The 22668-nt window shown below is 68.7% G+C and carries 19 protein-coding genes and 3 pseudogenes; 12 read left to right on the top strand and 10 right to left on the bottom strand.

The genetic code is table 11. The features are described from left to right. Positions 1-112: 112 nt before the first annotated feature. A complete protein-coding gene (locus ACWY4P_RS44920; RefSeq protein WP_456206583.1) occupies positions 113-1441 on the bottom strand; it encodes an IS701 family transposase in 1329 nt (442 codons plus the stop codon). A 218-nt stretch (positions 1442-1659) separates the two neighbouring features. After that, positions 1660-2373 carry a GntR family transcriptional regulator gene (locus ACWY4P_RS44915; RefSeq protein ID WP_456206581.1) on the bottom strand — a complete coding sequence of 238 codons (714 nt, stop codon included), beginning with the start codon at positions 2371-2373 and terminating at the stop codon, positions 1660-1662. Positions 2374-2584: 211 nt separating this feature from the next. On the opposite strand from ACWY4P_RS44915, the gene manD reads away from it, so the two are divergent. The 6 genes from manD to ACWY4P_RS44885 all read left to right on the top strand — a co-directional run bounded on the left by manD (position 2585) and on the right by ACWY4P_RS44885 (position 9710). After that, positions 2585-3793, top strand: a complete 1209-nt coding sequence (gene manD / locus ACWY4P_RS44910; RefSeq protein ID WP_456206579.1) for a D-mannonate dehydratase ManD — start codon at positions 2585-2587, stop codon at positions 3791-3793. After that, the gene (locus ACWY4P_RS44905; protein WP_358708557.1) at positions 3790-5244 is read left to right on the top strand and encodes a mannitol dehydrogenase family protein; all 1455 of its coding nucleotides are present in this window, start codon (positions 3790-3792) and stop codon (positions 5242-5244) included. The genes manD and ACWY4P_RS44905 overlap by 4 nt, the downstream gene beginning before the upstream one ends. Before the next feature lie 107 nt (positions 5245-5351). After that, positions 5352-6746, top strand: coding sequence for an MFS transporter (locus ACWY4P_RS44900; protein ID WP_358708555.1), 1395 nt, complete (start codon positions 5352-5354; stop codon positions 6744-6746). Positions 6747-6811: 65 nt separating this feature from the next. Next, positions 6812-7843 carry an L-idonate 5-dehydrogenase gene (locus ACWY4P_RS44895; RefSeq protein ID WP_358708553.1) on the top strand — a complete coding sequence of 344 codons (1032 nt, stop codon included), beginning with the start codon at positions 6812-6814 and terminating at the stop codon, positions 7841-7843. Between the two features lie 129 nt (positions 7844-7972). Continuing rightward, on the top strand, positions 7973-9010 hold the full coding sequence (locus tag ACWY4P_RS44890; RefSeq protein ID WP_456206578.1) for a sugar kinase: 1038 nt from the start codon (positions 7973-7975) through the stop codon (positions 9008-9010). A 61-nt stretch (positions 9011-9071) separates the two neighbouring features. Then, complete coding sequence (locus ACWY4P_RS44885; protein ID WP_358708549.1) at positions 9072-9710, top strand: bifunctional 4-hydroxy-2-oxoglutarate aldolase/2-dehydro-3-deoxy-phosphogluconate aldolase; 639 nt, start codon at positions 9072-9074, stop codon at positions 9708-9710. Positions 9711-10017: 307 nt separating this feature from the next. Here ACWY4P_RS44885 and ACWY4P_RS44880 read toward each other — a convergent pair whose 3' ends face one another. Beyond that, positions 10018-10152 carry a hypothetical protein gene (locus ACWY4P_RS44880; protein ID WP_456206576.1) on the bottom strand — a complete coding sequence of 45 codons (135 nt, stop codon included), beginning with the start codon at positions 10150-10152 and terminating at the stop codon, positions 10018-10020. 106 nt (positions 10153-10258) lie between these two features. Between ACWY4P_RS44880 and ACWY4P_RS44875 the strand changes: the two are divergent. The 3 genes and pseudogenes from ACWY4P_RS44875 to ACWY4P_RS44865 all read left to right on the top strand — a co-directional run. Next, positions 10259-10459 (top strand): annotated as a pseudogene (locus ACWY4P_RS44875) (integrase core domain-containing protein); the annotation flags it as partial. 79 nt (positions 10460-10538) lie between these two features. Beyond that, positions 10539-11447 (top strand): integrase core domain-containing protein, encoded by a 909-nt coding sequence (locus tag ACWY4P_RS44870; protein WP_456206574.1) that lies wholly within the window; start codon positions 10539-10541, stop codon positions 11445-11447. After that, entirely contained in the window at positions 11342-11605 is a 264-nt protein-coding gene (locus ACWY4P_RS44865; RefSeq protein WP_456206572.1) for an integrase core domain-containing protein, read from the top strand. Before ACWY4P_RS44870 ends, ACWY4P_RS44865 begins: the two co-directional genes overlap by 106 nt. Positions 11606-11723: 118 nt before the next feature. Here ACWY4P_RS44865 and ACWY4P_RS44860 read toward each other — a convergent pair whose 3' ends face one another. The 3 genes from ACWY4P_RS44860 to ACWY4P_RS44850 form a co-directional block, all read right to left on the bottom strand. Next, the gene (locus ACWY4P_RS44860; protein WP_456206571.1) at positions 11724-12548 is read right to left on the bottom strand and encodes an enoyl-CoA hydratase/isomerase family protein; all 825 of its coding nucleotides are present in this window, start codon (positions 12546-12548) and stop codon (positions 11724-11726) included. A gap of 458 nt (positions 12549-13006) precedes the next feature. Continuing rightward, entirely contained in the window at positions 13007-13486 is a 480-nt protein-coding gene (locus ACWY4P_RS44855) for a winged helix-turn-helix transcriptional regulator (protein ID WP_456206569.1), read from the bottom strand. Between the two features lie 544 nt (positions 13487-14030). Continuing rightward, positions 14031-14489, bottom strand: coding sequence for a winged helix-turn-helix transcriptional regulator (locus tag ACWY4P_RS44850; protein WP_456206568.1), 459 nt, complete (start codon positions 14487-14489; stop codon positions 14031-14033). Positions 14490-14568: 79 nt separating this feature from the next. On the opposite strand from ACWY4P_RS44850, the gene ACWY4P_RS44845 reads away from it, so the two are divergent. Beyond that, positions 14569-15591, top strand: coding sequence for an SDR family oxidoreductase (locus tag ACWY4P_RS44845; protein WP_456206566.1), 1023 nt, complete (start codon positions 14569-14571; stop codon positions 15589-15591). Between the two features lie 674 nt (positions 15592-16265). Here ACWY4P_RS44845 and ACWY4P_RS44840 read toward each other — a convergent pair. After that, complete coding sequence (locus ACWY4P_RS44840; RefSeq protein WP_456206565.1) at positions 16266-16979, bottom strand: integrase core domain-containing protein; 714 nt, start codon at positions 16977-16979, stop codon at positions 16266-16268. Between ACWY4P_RS44840 and istA the strand changes: the two genes are divergently transcribed. Both istA and istB read left to right on the top strand, forming a co-directional pair. After that, entirely contained in the window at positions 16957-18495 is a 1539-nt protein-coding gene (istA, locus tag ACWY4P_RS44835; protein ID WP_456206336.1) for an IS21 family transposase, read from the top strand. The two genes, ACWY4P_RS44840 and istA, sit on opposite strands and share 23 nt — an antisense overlap. Continuing rightward, positions 18495-19286, top strand: coding sequence for an IS21-like element helper ATPase IstB (gene istB / locus ACWY4P_RS44830; RefSeq protein WP_456206335.1), 792 nt, complete (start codon positions 18495-18497; stop codon positions 19284-19286). The genes istA and istB overlap by 1 nt, the downstream gene beginning before the upstream one ends. A gap of 113 nt (positions 19287-19399) precedes the next feature. Here istB and ACWY4P_RS44825 read toward each other — a convergent pair. The 3 genes and pseudogenes from ACWY4P_RS44825 to ACWY4P_RS44815 all read right to left on the bottom strand — a co-directional run. After that, positions 19400-19957 (bottom strand): annotated as a pseudogene (locus tag ACWY4P_RS44825) (IS3 family transposase); the annotation flags it as partial. A gap of 77 nt (positions 19958-20034) precedes the next feature. Continuing rightward, positions 20035-20808 (bottom strand): annotated as a pseudogene (locus ACWY4P_RS44820) (integrase); the annotation flags it as partial. Between the two features lie 201 nt (positions 20809-21009). Further along, on the bottom strand, positions 21010-22626 hold the full coding sequence (locus ACWY4P_RS44815; RefSeq protein WP_456206564.1) for a M61 family metallopeptidase: 1617 nt from the start codon (positions 22624-22626) through the stop codon (positions 21010-21012). Positions 22627-22668: the final 42 nt, after the last annotated feature.

Genomic DNA, 22668 nt, shown 5'->3' with positions numbered 1-22668 from the left:
TTCATCAACGAGTACCACCGAGCCGGCTGAACACAGGGAAAAAACCAGCTCGCAACCGATGAAGCAATTCTGAAGCGCTACGGTGTCCCTCGTGTTTCGCAGTCTTGAGTGATCACGTTCCGGCGGCGGCCCAGGCGGTGAGAACGGCCTGGATTTCTTCGGGTTGTGCCTGGTGGGGGTGTGGGCCGCGAAAACGGTGGGCGATGATCGTGCGGCGGAGCTTGGCTGTCATGTCCTCGAAGGAGGGCTGGGTTTTGGTGGTGTACCAGCGGGCTCTGGCGCGGTGTTCGTCGGTGTCGGCGGGCTGGTGGCCGGCCAGCGCGTACCAGGTGGTGACCACGGTGCAGGCGAGCAGGCCGAAGGGGACGGTGCGTTCGACTGCGCGGCGGGTGTGGTTGCGGGCCTCGCCGACGCCGAGGGTCTGGCGGGCGTCGAAGAAGGCGGTCTCGATCGCCCAGCGGGATGCGTAGCGTTCCACGATCTGTTCGGCCGGTGTGGTGAGGTCGGTGGTGACCAGGGCGGCGCCGTAGCCGCGGTCCCGGCTCGTGCCGGGCCCGCAGTTGCTGTCCCAGACCAGGACAACTCTGACGGGCTGGGTGTGGAAGGAGCCGTACCACAGGCAGGTGCGCTCGGCGAGGAAGACGGTGTCCACGCGTCCGTAGCGGCGGACCTTGGTTCGGTGGCAGTCCAGCAGCTGGGAGAGATCGGTGGGTGTCCCCAGGCGTGGGCCCCGGGTGCGCGGGCGTCCCTTCTTGCCCGTGCGCGGGGGCGGGAGTTCGTGCAGCACGGAGGTGACCTTCAGGCGGCTGGTCCAGGTGATCTGCGGGTGGAGGCCGCGCAGGTGCTCGCCGACGTAGGCGGCATCCCCGACTGTGTGCAGGGGGCGGTCGGGGAAGTGGGCGGCGAGCAGTTCGACCATCTCCCGGGCCAGGGCGATCTTTGCGGTGTGTCTGGGGCGCCATAGGCGGGCCAGGACCGGCAGGCACACCGGCCTGGTCAAAAACGGCACGGTCACCACGATCCCGGTGATGACCCAGCAGTTCCCTAAACCGGCCGGGCGCGGCCCTTTCGCGGCGCCGTCGTGCTGCCAGGCAGCGCCGAACACCTTCTTCCCCGACCGTTTGAACAGGGTGTCATCGACCGCGACCTGCAGCGGTGCACCGTCCGGGAGAAGACGTGCCACGACCAGAGCCGCCAGGGCGAGGCCAACCTCGTCGGCCGACCAGCGGGCGGTGGAGAACAGTCGGTGACACCGGGCGTGGTGCCACACCCGCACCAACCCCGTGCCCAGCAACATCCCGCACACCGTGCGGCGGCGCGTCTGCGCGATCAGCCCGGTCAGCAGAACACAGAACGTGCGGAACGTCGGAGCGGTGAAGCAGGAACGGCAGACAGCCAGCAAAGCGGATAAGGACGGCGGTATCGTGCCCACTGGAAGCATCGGCGGATCACTCTCAACTGGGTGAAACAGACACCGCCGATGCTTCTGTCTACCCGTCACATTCCATGACCAGTACGGTCTCGCGCCACCCAATCGAGCGCATCAACGAACACCCGTCCACCGACCCGGTGATCCCAAAAGTGCGAAACACGAGGGTGTCCACACCACGGGGGTCGCCTCAGTCGGACACAGCACGAGGGAGCGCGCCAGGAGCGGGGCTACTCCCAGACCACGACGTTGCGCCGCACCGGCACTCCCGAGGGGTCGGTGGCGAACAGTTCGGGTGAGTGGGTGCGGATGCGCTCGATGTCGCTGAAGACCGCTCGCAGGTGAGTGCGCATGGAGATGCGGGCGAGCGTAGCGTTCCCGCCGACGACCGCGTCGAAGATCTCGTGGTGCTGGGCGATGAAGACGGCAGGGGACACGTTCTCGTGGAGGCCGAGGCGCCGTGCCCGGTCCAGATGCCCCTTGGCCGCGGCGACCGTGGACCAGACGTTTCCATGACCGCTCAACCGCATCAGACCCTGGTGAAAGGCCTCGTCCAGCTCGAAGAACTCCTCGAGGCCGAGGTCCGCGCGCTGCTGGCGTTTCAAGTTGTCCCGCAATTCCTCGACGACCGCAGGGTCGAGCCGCGGGGGCAGATTGTCCAACGAGGCGAGCTCGACAGCCTCCCGAAGGAACTGCGCGTCCGCGACCTGCGCCGGGTCCACCCGGGACACGAATGACCCGATCTTCGGGAAGACCTGCACCAGGCCCTCCTGGGCCAGCATGATCAGGCTCTCCCGCACCGGTGTGCGGCTCACGCCCAGGGACGCCGCGAGTTCGTTCTCCGACAGGGCGGCGCCCGGGGCGAGTTCGAGGGTCAGGACCATGTGACGCAGCTGGAGGTAGATAGCGCGCCGACTCGTCCGACGGCGATTCGATTGAGCCATGCGCCCATCGTACGTATCGCTGGAGCGCGCCCGGCGGCGGTCGGTGAGCTGTGGACCGGCTTTGGCCACACGTAAAAACGTGGTGACGAGAGTATTGCCGCGCAGCACGACAGGTGCTTGTATACAAGCACTGCGCGACAGAAACTGCCCGACCGCGTGGCGGACGCTTGGTCGGCAGCCGTGTCCCACTCCGCCGCAAGGAGAGCCCTCCGTGAGCAAGATCGAACGTGTCGACGTATTCGTCGCCTCCCCCGGGCGTACCTTCGTCACGCTGCGCATCACCACCTCGGACGGGGTGATTGGACTCGGTGACGCCACGCTCAACGGCCGTGAGCTGTCCGTGGCGAGCTATCTGCGCGACCACGTGGTCCCGCTGCTGATCGGCAAGGATCCCGCCCGCATCGAGGACATGTGGCAGTACCTGTATAAGGGCGCGTACTGGCGTCGCGGGCCCGTCACCATGACGGCCATCTCCGCCGTCGACACCGCGCTGTGGGACATCAAGGGGAAGACCGCCCAGCTGCCCGTCTACCAGCTCCTCGGCGGCCGGTCCCGTGATGGCGTCCTGGTGTACTCGCACGCCAGCGGTGCCGACGTGCCCTCGCTGCTCGACGACGTCGAGCGCTATCTAGAGCTGGGCTACAAGGCGGTGCGGGCGCAGGCCGCGGTGCCCGACGTCGGCGGCACGTACGGGGTCCGCAAGGGCAAGGTCTATGAGCCGGCCGCGACCGATCTGCCCGACGAACAGCCCTGGGACACCGAGGCCTACCTCGGCTTCGCGCCCACCTATCTGGAGGCGGTGCGGGAGCGCTTCGGCTTCGGCTTCCACCTCCTGCACGACGTCCATCACCGGCTGACCCCTCTCGAGGCGGCCCGGTTCGGCAAGAGCGTCGAGGGCTGCCGGCTGTTTTGGATGGAGGACCCGACTCCGGCGGAGAACCAGGAGGCCTTCCGGCTCATCCGCCGACACACCACGACTCCGATCGCGGTCGGCGAGGTGATGAACTCCATCTGGGACGTCCAGCACCTGATCACCGAGCAGCTCATCGACTATGTGCGCACCACCGTCGTCCACGCGGGCGGCATCACCCACCTGCGGCGGATCTTCGACCTCGCGGCCCTCTACCAGGTGCGCACCGGCTCCCACGGTGCGACCGACCTCTCCCCCGTCAGCATGGCCGCCGCCGTGCACCTCGACGTGACGGTGCCGAACTTCGGCATCCAGGAGTACATGGGCCACGCCGACGAGACCCATGAGGTGTTCCGCAGCGGGGTCACGTTCGCCGACGGCATGCTCCACCCGTCCGAGGAGCCGGGTCTCGGCGTGGAGTACGACGAGAAGGCGGCCGAGCGCTTCCCCTACCAGCGGCGCTACCTGCCGGTCGCGCGCCGCCTCGACGGCTCGGTGCACGACTGGTGAGCGCCGCCGCCCTGCCCGCGCTGAACCGTGCGGTGCTCTCCCGCCTCGCCCCGGGCCTGCGCCCTGCGGTCGACCCTGCCGAGCTGCGCGCCCGGGTCGTCCACTTCGGCCTCGGTGCCTTCCACCGGGCGCACCAGGCGGTCTACACCGAGAGCGCCGCCGCCCGGTCCGGCGAGCCCTGGGGCATCACCGCCGTCGCGCCCCGGTCGGCCTGGACCGTGCGTGTGCTGCGGGATCAGGACTGCCTCTACTCGTGCGCCGAACGCCGACCGGACGGCAGTGTGTCCCGCGTCGTGGGCTCGGTCGTCGGCGCGCTGGCGATGGGGGCGGACGCCGCGGCCGTGGACGCCCTGCTCGCCGACCCCGAGGTGACCGTGGTGACCCTGACCGTCACGGAGAAGGGCTACCACCGCTCGCCGCTGACCGGCGGTCTTGACACCACGGCGGCACCGGTCGCCGCCGACCTCGCGGCGGCCCCCGACGGTCCCCTCGCCACGGTGGTGGGCCGGCTGGCCGCCGGGCTGGCCGCGCGGATGCGAGCTGGCGCGCCGCCGATCAGCGTGGTGTCCTGCGACAACATGGCGGGCAACGGCGCCGCGCTGAGCCGGGTCGTCCGTGACTTCCTCCGGGCCTCCGCCTGGGCGGACCGCGACAGTATCCTGGCCAAAATGGCTGAAAGCGTCGCCTTCCCCGCAACAGTCGTGGACCGGATCGTGCCCGCTTCGAGCGAGGCCGACGAGGCGGCCGCGGCGGCCGCGCTCGGGGTGCACGACATCCTCCCCGTGGCGGGTGAGCCCTACCGGCAGTGGGTGCTGGAGGACTCCTTCGCCGCGCCCCGGCCGCCCTGGGAACGGGACGGCGCCCTGTTCGTCCCCGATGTCGCGCCGTACCAGCTCACCAAGCTACGGCTGCTCAACGGCTCCCACTCGGCGCTGGCCTATCTCGGCCTGGCCGCCGGGTGCGCCACCGTCGCCGACACCATGGCGGCGGACTGGGGCGAGCGCCTGGTCCGGGCGCTGTGCGCGGAGGTCGCCCCCACCCTCCCCGCCGACGGCCCCGATCCGGTCGCGTACGCCGACGACCTCGTCGTACGCTTCCGCAATCCCGCGATGCGCCACCTGCTCCGGCAAATCGGCTCCGACGGCTCTGTGAAGATCGCGGAGCGCTGGCTGCCCGCCCTGCGCGAGCTGCGCGCCCGCGGCGCGGACACCCCGGTGCTGGAGCTCGCCCTCGCCGCCTGGGCGCACGCCACCCGCCACGCCCACGGCACCTTCGCCGACCCTGCGGCCGAGGCGCTCGCCGCCTGCTGGGAACAGTCGCCCCAGCCCTCGGCGACGGTGCGGGCGCTGCTGCGCCTGCTCGGCGCGACGGACCTGGCGGACGACGACGCCCTCGTCGCCGCCATCGCGGACCGGCTGCCCGCTCTCCGCTCGGGCCACGTGGAGATCTGAGCCCGGCCGCCGCCCCGCCCACCGCACAACGCCCCTCCCCCGAACACCGCACATACCTCTCCCCTCCCCCGAACACCGCTCACCGTCCCCGAACAACGGAGTTCACCATGCAGGACAGCACCATGACCGAGGAGCAGGCACGCCCCGCGCAACGCACCACGCGCGACCTGGCCAGAGCCGCCGTCTCGGGCTGGCTCGGTACAGCCATGGAGTTCATGGACTTCCAGCTCTACTCGCTGGCCGCCGCGATCGTCTTCAACAAGATCTTCTTCCCGGACGTCAGCCCCGCCATCGGCCTCATCGCCGCCATGGCCACCTACGGCGTCGGCTACGTCGCCCGGCTCGCCGGCGCCATCTTCTTCGGGCGGATGGGCGACCGGATCGGCCGCAAGAAGGTCCTGTACCTCACCATCCTGCTGATGGGCGCCTCCACCACCCTCATCGGGGCCCTGCCCACCTACTCCGCCATCGGCATCGCGGCGCCGATCCTGCTCGTCGCGCTGCGGCTGGTGCAGGGCTTCGGCGCGGGCGCCGAAATCGCCGGCGCCACCGTGCTGCTCGCCGAGTACGCCCCCGCCCGCCGGCGCGGCCTGGTCTCCTCGCTGGTCTCCCTCGGCACCAACTCCGGAACGCTCGCCGCCTCGGGCCTGTGGACCCTCCTGCTCGCCGTGCTCAGCGAGGAGCAGTTGCTCTCCTGGGGCTGGCGGCTGCCCTTCCTGCTGAGCTTCGTGCTGATGCTCTTCGCGTTCTGGCTGCGCCGTGGCCTCAAGGAGAGCCCGGTGTTCGACGAGCGCGCCGACGTGGTGGACGGCGTGGCCCTGCGCCGTGACGAGGTCGAGTCCGCCATCGCCGAGGCCGACGACCACCGGGGCGATGTGCTGGCGGCCGGTGTCCGGCAGCGCAAGGGCAAGGCCTTCTTCCTCGCACTCGGACTGCGCTTCGGCCAGGCGGGCAACTCCGGGCTCGTCCAGACGTTCCTCGTCGGCTACATCGCCACCAATCTCGCCGTCGGCAAGGCCGTCCCCACTGACGCGATCATGTACGGCTCACTGCTGGGCTTCGCCACCGTGCCGCTGATCGGCCTGCTCGGCGACCGCTTCGGACGCCGGGTGCTCTACCTCACGCTCACGGTGCTGACCATGGCGGCGGCCTTCCCGGCGATGCTCCTCATCACCTCAGGCTCCACCCCGGGCGTTCTGATCGGCATGGTGCTCGCCCTGAACATCGGCGTCCTCGGGCTGTTCTCGCTGGAGAGCGTGACGATGGCCGAACTCTTCGGCGCCCGCGCCCGGTTCACCCAGCTCGCACTCGCCAAGGAGATCGGCGGCATCCTCGCCACCGCGATCGGCCCGGTCCTGGCGGCCACGCTCACGGCCGTCACCGGCAGCTGGTGGCCGATCGCGGCGATGCTCGTCGTCTACTCACTCATCACCTTCGTCAGCGCGCTTCTCGCGCCCGAGACACGCGGACGCGACCTGGTCCGGCTGGAGGACGCCGTATGAGCGCGGTCACGGGCGTGCGCCGTGTGAGCGATGCGGTCACGGAAAACCTCGCAGAAGAAGAGCGTATGAGGGCGGTCGTGGTGCACGGCCCCGGCGACGTGCGCGTCGACGAACGGGCCCGGCCGGTGCCGGGCCCCGGCGAGGTCCTCCTGGCCCTGGAGTGGGGCGGGATCTGCGGATCCGACATCGCCTACTGGAAGAAGGGGGCGTCCGGTACGGCCTCGCTCACGCACCCGCTGGTGCTCGGGCACGAGGTCGCGGGCCGGATCGCCGCGCTCGGCCCCGGGGTCACCGGTCTCAGCGAAGGGCAGCCGGTCACCGTCCACCCGGCCCAGCTCGTCGGCGACGGCGTACTGCCGCAGCGGATCGCCGGACGCACCAACCTCTACCCGAGTGTCCGCTACTTCGGCTCAGCCGCCTTCGACCCCCACACCGACGGCGGGTTCAGCGAGTACCGGGCGGTCCGCGCGGACCAGATCCGGCCGCTGCCGGACGGCGTAGGCACCGAACAGGGCGCCCTGGCCGAGCCGTTGGCGGTCGCCCTGCACGCCGTCGGCCGGGTCCAGGGCCTGCGCGGCCGGACCGTCCTGGTCAACGGGGCGGGACCGATCGGCTCCCTGGTCGTCGCCGCGGCCCGGCACCACGAGGCGGGCACGGTGATCGCCGCCGACCTGGCGGCGTCCTCCCTCGCGGTCGCCCGCGCCATGGGCGCCGACGAGACTCGCGACCTCTCGCACGGCGACGGCCTGCCACAGGACGTGGACATCGTCTTCGAGGCATCCGGCGCTCCGGCCGCGCTCGGCCCGGTACTGCGCGCCGCCGCCCGCGGCGGGACCGTCGTCCAGGTGGGCAACCTGCCCGGTACGCCCGCCCTGGCGGTCCTCGGGGATCTGGTGACCCGCGAGATCACCTGGATCGGCTCCTACCGCTTCGTCGACGAGATCGACGACGCCCTGCGCGCCCTGCGGGACGGCCTGGACGTGACTCCGCTGATCACCCACCGCTTCCCGCTGGAACGAGCCGAGGAGGCACTGGCCCTCGCCGCCGACCCGCAAAGCGGCAGTAGCAAGGTCATGCTGCGGCTGGCCGACGCATGAGGCCCGGCGCGCCGCTCCCCCCGCCCCGAACGTCACCCCTTCGTCCCAGGGCGTCCACGTCACCGCCGTCGCCGCCGTCATCGCCGTCGCGTACGTACGCCCTCATCCACCGTCCGCCAGGAGATCCCCGTGCCCCTGCTGACCCCGCCCCGTGCCGCTGACAGTCGGCGGCTGGCGGCCGACGTCGTGTGCGTCGGCGAGACGATGGCCGTCCTCAGCCCGTCGGACACCCGCCCGCTCGCCGAACAGTCCACCCTCAGAATGGCCATCGGCGGCGCCGAGTCCAACGTGGCATGCGGGCTGGCCGGTCTCGGACACCGCGCCGCCTGGGTCAGCCGCGTGGGCGACGACCCGTTCGGGCGCCGTATCCTGACCGAACTCACCGCGCGCGGCGTCGATGTGAGCGGTGTCGAGACCGACCCGGACCGGCCGACCGGGATCTATTTCAAGGACCCGGGCCCGGACCGTACCCGTACGCATTACTACCGCGGCGGATCGGCCGCCACCGGGATGGGCCCGGATCTGGCGCGGCTGCCCGCACTGCGCCGCGCCCGCCTGGTGCACCTCTCGGGCGTGGCCGCGGCACTCTCCGACAGCTGCGCCCGGCTGCTGGAGGCGATCCTCGTCGACCGGGTCGCCGGCGAGAAGGCCCCTGGCGACGATGGGTCCACCGGCGGACCTATCGTCTCCTTCGACATCAACCACCGTCCCGCGCTCTGGCGCGGCGGTGCCGCGGAGGCAGCGCGGAGTCTGCTGGCCCTTGCCCGCGCCGCCGACCTGGTGTTCGTCGGCCGAGACGAGGCCGAGGCCCTGTGGGGCACCACCCGCCCGGACGACATCGCGGAACTGCTCGCGCCCGTGCCGGTCGTGGTCGTCAAGGACGCCGAGCACGGGGCGACCTCCTACGCCGACGACACCCGGACGTTCGTTCCGGCAATGCCCACCAAGGTGGTCGAACCGGTCGGCGCGGGCGACGCGTTCGCGGCCGGTTATCTGGCCGGTGTACTGGAGAGCCGCGACGAACGGTCCCGGCTGCGCCTCGGCCACCTGACCGCCGCCGCCGCGCTGCGCACCAGGGACGACGTGCCCGCCATTCCAGCGCGCACGGAAACCGACCGCCTGCTCGCCCTGAACGACGACACCTGGGCCGCCGCCGCACCGCGCTGAGCGAAGCCGCCGCCTCAGGCACAACCGCCGCGCCGCGGCCACCGAAGGAGAACCCCCGACCATGACCGCCGACTTCCTCGCCCAACTGTCCAAGGACCGCGTGATCGCCGTCATCCGCGCACCGAACATCCCGGACGCCGCCGCGCTGTGCGCGGCTCTGCGCGCGGGCGGCATCCACTGGATCGAGTTCACCCGCACCACCCCCCACCTCGCGGCACACCTGAGACGCGCGGTGGCCGACAGCCAGGACGGCGTCGGTGCGGGCACCGTACTGACTGCCCAACAGGCCGAGGAACTGATTGACGCCGGGGCCCAGTACCTGGTCACCCCCGGCTGCCGCCCAGATGTCGCCAAGGCGGCGGCAGCGGCCGGCGTGCCGGTCATCATGGGCTCCCTCACCCCGACTGAGGTCGGGATGGCGCTCGATCTCGGCGCGGCCGCCGTGAAGATCTTCCCCGCGCGCGCCGTCGGTCCCCAGTACTTCCGCGACCTGGCCGGCCCCTTCCCGGACGTACCGCTGGTGGCCTCAGGAGGCATCACCGCGGACAACGCCGCCGGTTTTCTCACGGCCGGAGCACATGCGGTGTGCGCAGGTTCCAACGTCGTGCCACCCGCCGCGGTGGCCGCCGGCGACTGGCCAGAAATCACCAGACGCGCCCGGGACTTCACCGACTCGCTGCGCGCCGCGCCGCACGCCTGACCGGCTGGGCCTCCCGGTGGCGGTACGACCCGCACCGAGGCGGCGGAGCGCACCGACGCGGAGCGCTGCGCCTGGTGGTCTGTCCCGACTTGGCGGGGAAGGCCGCGCACGCTGCCTGGGTCCCTCACCTTCGACAGCAGTCGAACCTCCTTGGGGACCCTGGCCGCCAGCCCCCCTCGGAAACGCGGCCCGACAACCTGCGTTCCGCGTAATTCGTGGCGGTTAGAGCATTGAAAGGTGCTCTGAGCTGGGGAAACGCGTATGGGCACGCCTGTGGGGCGTGTCTCTAGGCGCGCGGGTGAAGCGGTCAGGGGGGCGGCGGGGTGAGCTCGATGATCTGCTTGGGTGGGGTGACGCCGAGCTTGGCGAACAGGTCGCGCTGGGGTTTGCTGAGTTCGGTGCGCTGACGGAAGACGCCGGTGGGGCCGGTGAAGGTGCCCACGTGGACGCGGTCGAGTTGGCGGCGGATCTTGTGCCGTTCGGAAACTCATCGCTGCTGCTCGGAGCGGGTCTGGCGTTCCATCACGGTCTGCTGGAACCCTGTCCGGGTGATCGTCTCTCTGGTGTACCAGGTGGCTCGGAAGCTGCTCGCGTTCCCAGCGTTACTGTTGCGTCGGGACGCGGCCAAGGACGCGGAACTGCTTGCACTGCGACACGAGAACGCGGTGCTGCGCAGGCAGCTCACGAGGCCTGTGCGGTACGAGCCGGCGGATCGGCTGTGGTTCGCGGCGCTGTCGTCGCTGATCCCCTGCGGGGTTCCAGAACTCGGCCCGGCGCGATGACCAGCGGTAATGAGTGGAGTAGCACTCGCTGGGAAGGACTCGGATTGTGCCGCTACGTCTGCTCTATTTGATCTTCACCCGGCTGCTCGGCTGGTGCGTGCTCCTCTGCCGTTCCTCCACCTCCAAGGACATCGAGCTGCTCGTTCTGCGGCACGAGGTAGCAGTGCTGCGCCGCACGAACCCCAAGCCGCGCTGTACCTGGGCAGACCGCGCGTACCTCGCCCCGCTGATCCGACAGCTGCCGCGGCGACTGCGACGGCACCGTCTGGTCACACCCGACACGATTCTGCGGTGGCACCGCCGACTGGTGACGAAGACGTGGACGTACCCGAACCGAACCGGCCGCCCGCCGATCGACCAGGCGATCGCCACGCTCATCGAACAACTTGCCCGGGAGAACACCTCGTGGGGATACCAGCGCATCCAGGGCGAGCTGCTCAAGCTCGGCCACCGCGCGGGCGCCTCCACCATCCGCAGAGTCCTCAAACGCCGGAAGATACCCCCGGCACCTGAACGGCAGACCGACACAACGTGGCGGCACTTCCTCCGCACCCAGGCCCAGGCCACACTCGCCGTCGACTTCTTCCACGTGGACCGCGCCGTCACCCTGCGGCGGCTGTATGTGCTCTTTGCGATAGAAGTCGGCACCCGGTACGTGCACGTCCTCGGAGTGACCGGCCATCCGGACGGCCCCTGGACCACGCAACAGGCCCGCGGTCTCCTGATGGACCTCGGCCACCGCGCATCCGAGTTCGACTTCCTCATACGCGACCGGGCCAGCCAGTTCAGCAGGTCGTTCGACATGGTCCTCGCCAGCGAGGGCATCAAAGTCGTAAAGATCCCTCCGCGGTGCCCCAAGCGAATGCGTACGCGGAGAGATTCGTACGCACCATCCGTTCAGAGGTCACCGACCGGATCCTCATCTTCGGCCGACGCCACCTACGCGCCGTACTGAACGAGCACATCCAGCACTACAACGGACGAAGACCCCACCGCGGACAACAACTCCACCCGCCACGGCCCGACCACCCCATCGCCGATCCTTCCCACGAGCGGATCAAGCGCCGACAGCGCCTCTGCGGCCTCATCAACGAATACGAGCGAGCGGCGTAGAAACGCAGGTCATCACAGGTAGCCGTGTTGTGGAACCCCGCAGGGTTGCGTTGCGCTTCGCGGGCATCCGTCCGCGCATGCCCCATGGAGCAGGTGACGGCACAAACGCCCGAGAGGCTCAGAACGTCTCGGCGACGTGCTTGCCGAGATCGAGTTCGATTCCCTGAGGCTGCTGCAAGCCGCGTTCGAAGAGGCTGCGCAGGTGATCCGCGTTCTCCGGACGCATCGACGTGCGCCTGAAGGCGGCCATAGCGGCTGCGTAGTCCCCCGCTGGGATTGCGGTGGCCGCGTCGACGAAGTCCTTCGCGCCGGAGACCCCGGCCTTGCTGAAGCCGGCGATGCGGCGGGCGAAGGTGTCGACGAAGTCGTCCAGCTCGCCCTCGGGAAGAACGCGGTTGACGTAGCCGTATTCGGCGGCGAGCTGGGCCGGGAAGTCGTCTCCTCCCACCACGATCTCCATCGCGCGGCCCCGGCCCACCAACTCGGCCAGTCGCCCCATCGGGTTGCCACCGGGTACGGCGCCGAAGCCCACCTCGGGCTGTCCCAGGATGGCGTTGGTACCGGCGAAGCGGATGTCCGTGTTCAGGACGAACTCACTTCCCGCTCCTCGGACACGGCCCTTGATGGCCGAGATCGTGAGAGCCGGGACCTTGCTGAGGCGCAGAAGGCTGTCCGGGTAGGGGAGGAGTCCGGTGGGGCCCGGCGCCGTGGTGTACACGCGCTCGATGTCGGACAGGAGGTCGAAGTGTGCCATGAAGAAGTCGGGGTTGGCACTCTGGAACACCACGACGGTCAGATCGGGGTCCTCCTCCATGCGGGTCACCAGATCGGCAAGCTGCTCGATGGTGTCCGGATCGATGAGGTTGATCGGGGCGTTCTCGAAGGTCACCTTCCAGTAGGACGGCGACACCGCATGTACATGAAATTGCGAGTGATTGCTCATGGGGCGACCTTAGGGGGTCTGACTTTAAAAATGCAACCCAGTCTGGACGTGACTGTGCCCCCACTTTCGAGGGAAGCGGCGAGTTCGATGGCGCCGGAGTGTCAACCGCATCGGTGCTGAGCAGGCACGTCCGTCGTCCGGCTGCGCGGATGGCGCCGCAAGCCGCCGGAGGAGGAGGTGATGCGGGTGGGGTTCTTGCTGCTGTTCATGGCGCAGTCCGCGAAGGCTTTCGCGCATCCTGACGCCGCAGCAAGAAGTGTCAGGAGGGAGCCTCGGTGACTGCCCGGACCCTCAAGAGATCCATGGACCCAGGAGTGCTCACTGGAGTGCGGGCAGGTTCTCTGTGTACCGCCCCAGCGCGGGTCCTGTGGGCCGCCGGCTCCCCCGCCGTTCCGCCGCATTCCGGATACCGCTGCAGTCGGCTGGGCGGATTCGGGAACTCGTTGGCGGGGACGCGTTCAGTCGGACTGGCTGAGGGGTGAGCTCTGAGGGTCAGGTGCTGCCATCAGCGACACATCCTCCATGGGAACCTCGCGACCATCGTCATCGAGGAACCCCACGTGGACGGCCCGCCCCGTGGAGCGGGTCCGCTGGGAGGCGGAGGGACCTGCGGGCCGCGGACGGTGACGGTCACCCCACTGCTGCAGCGCACCCAGGACTGGCTGCAGTTCGAGCCCGGCCGGCGTCAGATGGTAGCTCTGCCGGTGCCTGCTGCCGGCCTCCTGGTACGCCAGTGTCCGCAGCACTCCGGCGTCGACGAGAACCTTGAGTCGGTCACTGAGCAGGTTCGACGCGATGCCGAGAGCTGACCGAATTTCAGCGAACCGGTGCCTGCCGTAGAGGACCTCACGCAGCACCAGCAGAGTCCACCGCTCGCCGAGTATCTGCAGGCTCCGCTCCATGGAACAGGCCGGCTCGTCATCCATGGGGCCGGACACGTGCCTTCCTGGCGGCACAGAACTCACCTCCACATCGACGCCGGGTACTCGTTCCGGTGGCCACATACACCCCGCAGCCTGCACCGTATACCTGAGTTTACTATCACTAACCAGATGGCGCATACGCCTGCCTGGCGGGAGCAGGCGACTCGGGCAGGTCCTGCCACGGGATGACGGTGTGCATCACGTGCAAGATCCCGCACAGGCAAAGGGACGCGGCAGGTAAGCAGAGACAACCGTGCATCCCCTCGCCGACCGGGCCGATTGCACGCCGCGGCTGCCGGCCTGGCGCATGTGAAGGCGAGACGGGCTGCCAGTACGACCGGCGAGCCAGTGACCGGTCAAGGAGGCGCAGCCGGGGGCATCCGCAGCGGACGCCGGACATGGACGGCACTGCGGGAACAGCGGCCGGCCAGCCGTCAGGCGCGGCCGCCTCCGGCGAAGGCCGCCCGCTCCGCACGGAGCGGGCCGCAAGGCCTGGCGGCGTTCGTTCACGTCCAGTCGTGGAGCCGGGGAGGGTCGCGTCTTGAAGCTGGAAGCTGCGCTACTTCCGGCCGGGGGAGGCGGCGGTCGGAATCAGTGCCACGGAGCTTTCGTCGACTTCGTTTCCGTCATCGTCGATGAACCCGACGTGCACCGGACGTTCGGTGCCCTCGACCTGGCGCAGGATGCTCGGCCCGTCCGGCCACGGCAGGTACTTGTCGCCCCATTGCTGCAGGCCGAGCAGGACGACGAGGAGCTCCCGGCCCGCATCCGTGAGCACGTACGAGAAGCGGGCCCGCTCTCCCGGTTCCCGGTAGGGCACCTTCTCCATCACGCCGTATTCGACCAGCGTGTTCAGGCGTGCGGTGAGAACGTCCGGCGCCACACCGAGCCCGCTGCGGAACTCCGAGAAACGGCTCGACCCCGCCACGGCCTCGCGCAGAATCAGAAACGTCCAGCGCTCGCCCAGCACGCCCAGGCTGCGGGCGATAGCGCAACTGTCATTCGGAATCTTGCCCATGCTGCAAGCCTACCCTGAGTTGCTTCTTCCAACCCAGGTGACCTAAGTTGGAAAAACCTATCCAGCAGGGAGTTGCGTCATGCAGATCGAAGGACAGACCGCACTGGTCACCGGGGCGAACCGCGGCCTGGGACGTCACCTGGCGAAGCAGCTGCGCGACCGGGGCGCGACCGTCTACGCGGCAGCCCGCAATCCCGCAGCCGTCGACCTCGACGGCGTGAAGCCGATCGCCCTCGACGTGACCGACCCCGCCTCCATCGCCACCGCGGCAGAGGCGACCGGCGACGTGTCGATCCTGGTCAACAACGCCGGTTCGGCCACCCACGCGTCGCTGCTGACGGGCGACCTGACGGACATCCGCCTGGAGATCGACACCCACTACCTCGGCACCTTGGCGGTCACCCGGGCATTCGCCCCCCAGCTCGGCTCTCACGACAGCAGCGCGGTGCTGAACATCCTGTCGGTCGCCTCCTGGATCAACTTCCCCGATTTCGGTGCCTACTGCGCCGCCAAGTCGGCCTCCTGGTCGATGACGAACGGGCTGCGCCAGGAACTCGCCCCGCAGGGCACCCGGGTCTCGGCGCTGCACGTCGGGTACATGGACACCGACATGACCGCCGGCCTCGACGCGCCGAAGGCCGACCCCGCCGACATCGCACGCATCGCCCTCGACGGTGTCGCTGCCGGCACCCCTGAGATCATCGCCGACGAGACGAGCAAGACCGTGCTCGCGGCTCTGTCCGGAGGCATCGGCGCGCTCTACCCGCAGTTCGGGACACGGAATCTCACGCCCGCTTACGTCATCGTCAACTTCGATGTGCTCGACGAGGAGGCTGGCTTGGCCTACGCGGCCGTGGCCCAGCAGTCCATCCTCAGCCACGGCGGCCATTACCTGGTCGGGGGACCCACGCCCAAGCCCGTCGAAGGCACCTGGGACTCCTCCGGGTTCGTGGTCATCGAGTTTCCCGACATGGACCGGATCCGGGAGTGGTACGACTCCGCCGAGTACCGGCGCGCCCGGGAGATACGAAAGGACAAAGCCCGGGTGACCATGCTGTTCGCCGAGGGCGCACCGCCTGAGGGCTTCTCCCGCCCGGCCTAGCCGTGCCGCTGGTGCGGTGACCGGAGGAGACTGCCGGAAAGACTCAAGGCGTCCGACGCGGTGCACTGGACGCCGAGGGCTGATTCGCCGAGATCGACCGGACAGGCCCTGGCCTCGCGCTTCATGAAGCGGGCTGTCCGACAGGTGATCAGAGCCGCTGACAGTGCCTCTGACCTGCAAGAATGAGGATCGCTGAGGTCCTTGTTCGCGCTTCAGCCGGAGGCACTTTCCAGGTGAGGGTGCGACACGAGGTCGCGTGGGTTGAGTGGGCTCTCTTGGAGAGGAGGTCGGCGATGGCGTCGGCGACAGAGTAGCCCCGGGTCAGTGTCCGATGACCTGTCCCCACCCGGACATGCGTCGCTGGTAACGGCGGGGTGTGAAGCTCCGGGCATAAGAAGGCTTCTCGAAACCGAGTGTGGGGCTGGGTTTGTACTGGTCAGGCATAGTGCCGGGGTGGGTGAGGGAGGTCCGGTGCGTCCCTGGAGGTGGCGTGCTGGAGGTGTGTGATGGCGTCGGTGCTGGGGCGGCTGGAGGAGCGGGAGCGGGCGGCCCGGAAGCGGGTGGAGGAGTTGCAGGCCGAGATTGGAGGCGACACAGTCGGAGTGGGACGAGTGGCTGATCGCCCGCAGGCGGGTTCGCGGAGCGGCGTCACCTGAAGGGTGTCAATATTCCGATCAGGCTGCTGAGCTGGGTGTTTCCTGTGGATGATGAGGCGGTCGGGGTGGCGTGGTGTGGTACTCGTTGAGTAGTCCGCCGAGTACCTGCTTGCGCCTGACCGTGGCGGCGGGCAGCGGGATGATGTGCGGGTCGTCGTCCGGAGCACGTAGGTCGAGGCTGCGGTGAGCTCGTCCGGCGTTGTAGTGCTCGGCGTACCTGGTCAGGACCGTACGCAGGTGTCGTTCGCCGGTGATGAGAAGGCGGTCGGTGCATTCGGCCCGGGCTGTGCGTATCCATCGTTCGGCGAACGCGTTGGACCGGAGGCTTTGCGGCGGAGTCGGGACGACGGCTGTGCCGTTGCCGGCGAAGACGGCGTCGAATGCGACGGTGAACTTGCTGTCCCGGTCTCGGATGAGGAACCGGAAGCATCCTGCCCTGTCGCCGAGGTCCATGAGCAGGTTGCGGGCGAGTTGGGTGACCCATGCGCCGGTCGGGTGGTCGGTGACGCCCAGGACGTGAACGCGCCGGGTCTTGATCTCCATGACGAAGAAGACATAGAGACGCCTGAGGAAGACGGTTGACGGCGGCCTCCGTAAGCTCCCCGGTGGCGGCCATATACGGCGCATTTTGTGGCCACGGGTTTCCCCGAGTACGGCCAGTTTTCTCCCCGCTCGCCCCGAGTAGTCCCGCTCGGCGACGCTGGAGCGGGTGAAGAACAGCAGGGAGATCATGGAGATCCTTGAGGCATACGACCTCACAGGCAGTTACCGTGCCGCGGCCGAGCTGGCCGGGTGCGACCACCACACGGTGGCCCGGTACGTGAAGATGCGGGCGGCCGGCCAGCAGCCCGACAAGCGCCGGCACCGGGCCCGGCAGATCGACGACTATCTGCCGAAGATCGAGGAACTGGTGGTCCGCTCGCAGGGCAAGATCCGCGCGGACGTGGTCCACAAGAGGATCGCTGCGATGGGCTTCACCGGCGGGGAACGCACCACCCGCCGCACCGTTGCCGAGGCAAAAGCCCAGTTCAGGGCAGGTCGGCGTCGTGTCTATCGGCCGTGGGTGACCGAGCCCGGGCTCTGGCTTCAGTACGACTTCGGCGACGGCCCGGTGATCAAAGGCCGCAAGACCACGCTGTTCTGCGCATGGCTGGCCTGGTCGCGTTTCCGCGTCGTCATTCCGATCTGGGACAAGACGCTGCCAACGATCACCGCATGTCTGGACACCACGTTCCGCCGGATCGGCGGCATCCCGGCCTACGTCCTCACCGACAACGAGAAGACGGTCACCACCGACCACGTCGCCGGGATCGCGGTCCGCAATCCGGAGGTCGTCGAGGTCGCCCGGCACTACGGCACGACGATCCGTACATGTCTGCCGGCGGACCCGGAGACGAAGGGCGGCAGCGAGTCCACGGTGAAGCTCGCGAAGGCCGATCTGGTGCCCAGGGACGTCAATCTGCGCGAGCAGTACAAGACCTTCGGTGAGCTGGAGGCCGCCTGCCGGCAGTTCTGCGAAGAGGTCAACTCCCGCCCCCACAAGGCGACTCGGCGCAAGCCCGTCGAGCGGCTCGCGGAAGAACGGCAGCGGCTGCACCCGCTGCCGCGGCGGCCGTTCACCGCGGCCTTCGGCACCACCCGGCGGGTCTCCTGGGAATCGACGATCTCGGTCGACGCGGTCCGCTACTCGGTCCCGCACCAGCTGATCGACACCCGGGTCTGGGCCCGTTTCCACGGCGACGAGCTGATCGTCACCGCCGTCGACGAGACCGGCTCCGCGGTCGAGGTCGCCCGCCACCCGCGCGGCGAGCCCGGCAGCCCGGTCCTGGAGGATGCCCACTATCCGCCGCGCGAGGACAAGGAAGCCGACCGCACTCCGAGGGCGACCTCCGCCGAGGAGGCCGCGTTTCTCCAGCTCGGACCCGGTGCCGCGAGCTGGCTGATCGAGGCCGGGGCGGCCGGGGTTCGCAGGATCAAGGCGAAGATGGCCGAGGCCGTCGCCCTCTCAAAGCTCTACTCCATAGCGGAAGTTGACCGCGCACTCGGCACCGCCGCGGTCACCGCCCGCTTCGCGGACAAGGATCTCATGTCGATCCTCGACTATCAGGCCGTCCACGGCCTGGCCGAGCCGGTCCGCCGCAGCGAGGCCCACTCGCTGCAGCCTGGCACCTCCGCCTGGTCCGCCCTCGGCGCCGCCGCCCCGAGCACTGCTGATCTTTCCGAGTACGACGAAAGCGACCACTCCTGATGGCCACCCCTCTGCGCACCGTTCCCGGCACCAACGGAGACCCGCTCGCCGAGGCCATCGAGCTGACCAAGCGGCTCAAACTCCCGCACATCCGCCGGTCGTTGACCGACATCATTCCCACCGCCAAGGCCCAACGCTGGGATCCCGCCGAGGTCGTCCGCGTCCTGCTGGCCGAGGAGGCGGCCGGACGCGACCGGGCCAACCTGCACACCCGCCGCAAGCGGGCCGGGTTCCCCACCGGGAAGACCTTCGGGGACTGGCATGAGTCCAAGTCGTCCATACCCAGGGCCACCCAGGACGCCCTGAAGAGTCTGGAATGGGTCGGCCGCCGGGAGAACTTCTGTATTTGCGGACCGTCGGGAACGGGAAAGTCGCACTTCACCGAGGCGCTCGGGCAAACCGCGGTCGAGGCCGGCCTGACTGTCGCCTGGTTCACCATCGAGGACCTGGGCGCCCTGGTCCGCCGCCACCGCGCGGACGACTCGATCGCCCGGGCGCTGGCGAAGATCGTCCGCTCGGACCTGATCATCGTCGACGACATCGGGCTGCTGCCCGTCTCCGAGGACGCCGCCGAGGGCTTCTACCGCCTGGTGGATGCCGCATATGAACGGCGCTCGATCGCGGTTTCGAGCAACCTCCACCCGTCTGGATTCGACGAGATCATGCCCAAGACCCTGGCCACCGCGACCGTCGACCGGCTCCTCCATCATGCCCACGTCACGGTCACTCAGGGTGATTCATTCAGATTCACCGAGGCCACCACCGGAAAGGGAGTGAAGCCCTTCAGCTGATCCACACCGACCCAGGGTGGGGAGAATATCTGGCCGCGAGCGGGGCGATCATGCCTTCCACCAGCGGGGATGTCTCGAGGCCGCCAGCGGGGACGATCAAGAGGCCGTTGACAGACGGTCTCCACGTGCATGAAATCGCAAGCCAGAAGCGTGTGGGCCTGGGCGCGGAGGAAGGAGCGCCAGGTCTGCTGGCTTGCTCGCTGCGGTGCGGGCGGTAGACCGGAGCGGCGCAGAACGCGCCGGACCGTGGCGGCGGCAACCCGATGACCAAGCCGAAGCAGCTCACCCTGGATCCTGACGTACCCCCAGGTCGGATTCTCCCTCGCCAGGCGCCGGATGAGCGCGACCGTCTCTTCCGGCAACGGTGGCCGACCGGATCCGACCGCCGTCTGGCGCCACTTCCAGCGCACCAGACGACGGTGCCAGGCCAGCAGCGTGCCCGGGGTGACCAGCCGATGGCGACGTAAGACGGGTGGCAGGTGCCGCGCGAGACCGGAGAGCACGGCACGATCAGCCCATGAGAGCCGCAGCCGCTCTACCTGCCGGCGAAGCACAGCGACCTCATGACGAAGGGTAAGGATCTCGGCGTTGTTCGCGGCGGTCGATCGGCCCAGCAAAAGGAAGCAGCCCAGCAGTCGGCAGAAGATCAGGTAGAGCAGTCGCAGACCCACGATCACTGATCATGCCCATACTTGAGCGATCGAAAAGCCCCAGGTCAACCACCATGCGGCAATAAAGAAACCCTTCAGGCATCGACCAGTTCGGGGAACTTCCCGTCCCCCTCCCGGATCATGAATCGTGCCCGGCAGCCGAGGTCTTCGAGGTCCATGACGAGGTTCTTCGCCGCTTGCGCTACCCAGGAGGCGATCGGATGCGTGGTGGCGCCCAGGACGCGGATCCGGCGACTGCCGTGTTCAATCACCACGAGCACGTACATCCGAACCCCCGACAGGGTGACTGTTTCCATGAAATCGCAGGCCAGCAGGGCATCAGCCTGGGAGCGCAGAAAACTGGCCCAGGTACTGGAGTTCCGCTCGGGCACAGGATCGATGCCGGCCTCCTTCAGGATTTCCCAGACGGTGGACGCGCCCACCTTCACCCCCAGCACGAGCAGCTCGCCGTGCAGGCGCCGGTAGCCCCAGCTCGAGTTCTCCTTCGCCAGGCGCAGCACCAGGGTGCGGATGGAGCGCACGGTGCGCGGTCGTCCCGGGCGTTTGGGCCGGCAGGAGGCGGCATGGCGGCGTTTGACGAGGTTGCGGTGCCAACGCAGTACCGTGTCGGGGCGGACGAGCAGCCGTGACCTTCGCAGGACGTGCAGTGGCAGCCGGTGCAGCAGCGCCGCCAGGAACGCCCGATCGCTCGGCGTGAACCGGATCTTGTCCTTGCCGAGTTGGCGTTCCAGCACGGTGATCTGGTGGCGCAGGGCGAGGATCTCGGCGTCCTTATCCCGGACGGTCATCGGCAGCAGGCGGAGCATCGCGAACGCGTGTGTCACACCCAGGTAAGCCAGTCGCAGCAGCACGATCGATCATCATGACGCGCGGATCACCCACTACGCGAGAGCGCCGACTCGAGTGACCGCGACCGACGACCGTGAGGCTTGGTGCGGGCCCCCGACCAGGGCGGATGACATTCTCGGCAAGCGCAGTGTCCGATCTCAGCGCAAGCCGCCAGGGCCGAGGCGCTACCGGCAGACTGCCGGTAGCGCCGTCTTGAGTTTGGGTCAGGACGTGGCCTTCAGATCCCAGAGTCTGCCCGTGACCAGTGCGCCCTGGGGCTTGTAGGTGATGTCGAGGAGGTCCTCACCGCGTCGCAGCATCAGGGTGATCTCCCCCACCGGCTTGCCGGGAAGCTTGTGCGGTGCTGGTGCCTTCACGATGATGTCCCCGTCCCGTATACCGGCCCGGGCGGCATGACCGTCCTCCACCAGGCCGGAGATCGCACCGGCCTTGAAGCTGGAGTAGTCGAATCCCACGTGCAGCTGGCGGATGTCCACCTCTTGGGCGACGAATCGCGGGCCCAGGCAGTCGAGGTCGGGCAGAATCCATTGTCCGGCCGTCATGGCCTTGAAGTCCAGGCGGCCAGCCTCTCCGAGCTCCTCGACCACCATCGCCACCCAGTCCTCCGTGGTGACGTCCTGGCCGGCGCGCTGACGCTCCAGTACATCGAGCACCAGGTCGTCGACACCACGCCGCCTCTGGCTGGTCCGCCGAATCTTGTGATCAAGGTCGATGAGGTAGAACAGCCCTCGACCGTAGGGGACCTTCTGAGCCCGCCAGTCGCCCCAGTACCGCGTCGCGGCCTCATCGTTGGTGAGCGTCTGCAGCGGGTTTCCGTAGTATCCGTGGGCCCGCGCATTGAGCAGTTCGAGGAAGGTGTTGTCGTCTATGACGCCGGAGCGGTGCGGGAGCACGAGGGAGTAGTACTCCGCCGTCCCCTCGGTGTACCAGCTGATGTCGGCGGGCTCTCCTTGAAGAAACGGCCAGTTGTGCACCGTCTCGTGGGCGAGCAGCCGTTTCAAGGCCTCCGTGCTCTGCTGCTCGGCTTCGCTCCAGCCGAACATGAATCCCCGGGATCCGGGAAAGGCGCTGCCTCCATTTCCGGGGAACGGGTGCTTGCGCACGAAGACGCGGTAGCCAGGTGCCGGCTCCCGGAAGAAAGCACACATCTCGTCGTACAGACGCTTGATGTGCGCCCCGACATCAACGGCATCGAACTTGGGCTCGGAAAGCCAGAGCATCCCGAACGTCTCATCCGGCTCAGCCGGGTAGGACCCGATGCCGCCGGCGATGTAGAAGGTGTACGTCAGGGACTCAAGGGTGGCGGTCCGGCGTACGGTCCCCTCGCCGTGGCTGGTGACTCCCCTGGATCCGGGCGGCAGTTGGCGGAGGTCCCATCCGACTTCCGTGTCGAAGTCGCCTTCGTGCTCGGGGAGCGCGAGGAAGGTGACGCCACCACCGCTGATGCCCTGTCCTTCGACTCTCAGATCGAAGAGGGGGCCGTTGGTGGTGGCGGGCGTGACGACGCGGACGGGGGCGAAGTATTCGACTGTGATGTCGCCCTGGGTGGCGCGGTTCGTCTGCCAGCGCCGATACGTGTAGGCGGGCGTGGCCTCGTCCTTGTGGTGGACCAGTTTCAGCGGCCCCGCCTCGTCGCTCGCACGGACACCTTCGTCGGCCACCCTCGCACCATCGACTCCGACGACGATCTCCGGGAGCCGGCACAGTGTGTCCCCTTCGGCCAGGTCCACTCCGCAGAGCACATAGGAAACACCGACTCCCGTGGCGGCGCCGCCGGTCACTTGAGGTTCAAGGGTGATGGTGATGCTGGGTGCGGTCATGATGGGTCAACTCCAGGCCGAGTTCAGTCGGGTCGCATGCGA

This window comes from Streptomyces sp. LZ34 (assembly GCF_053890475.1).
This window is presented reverse-complemented; position numbering and strand designations above follow the sequence as displayed.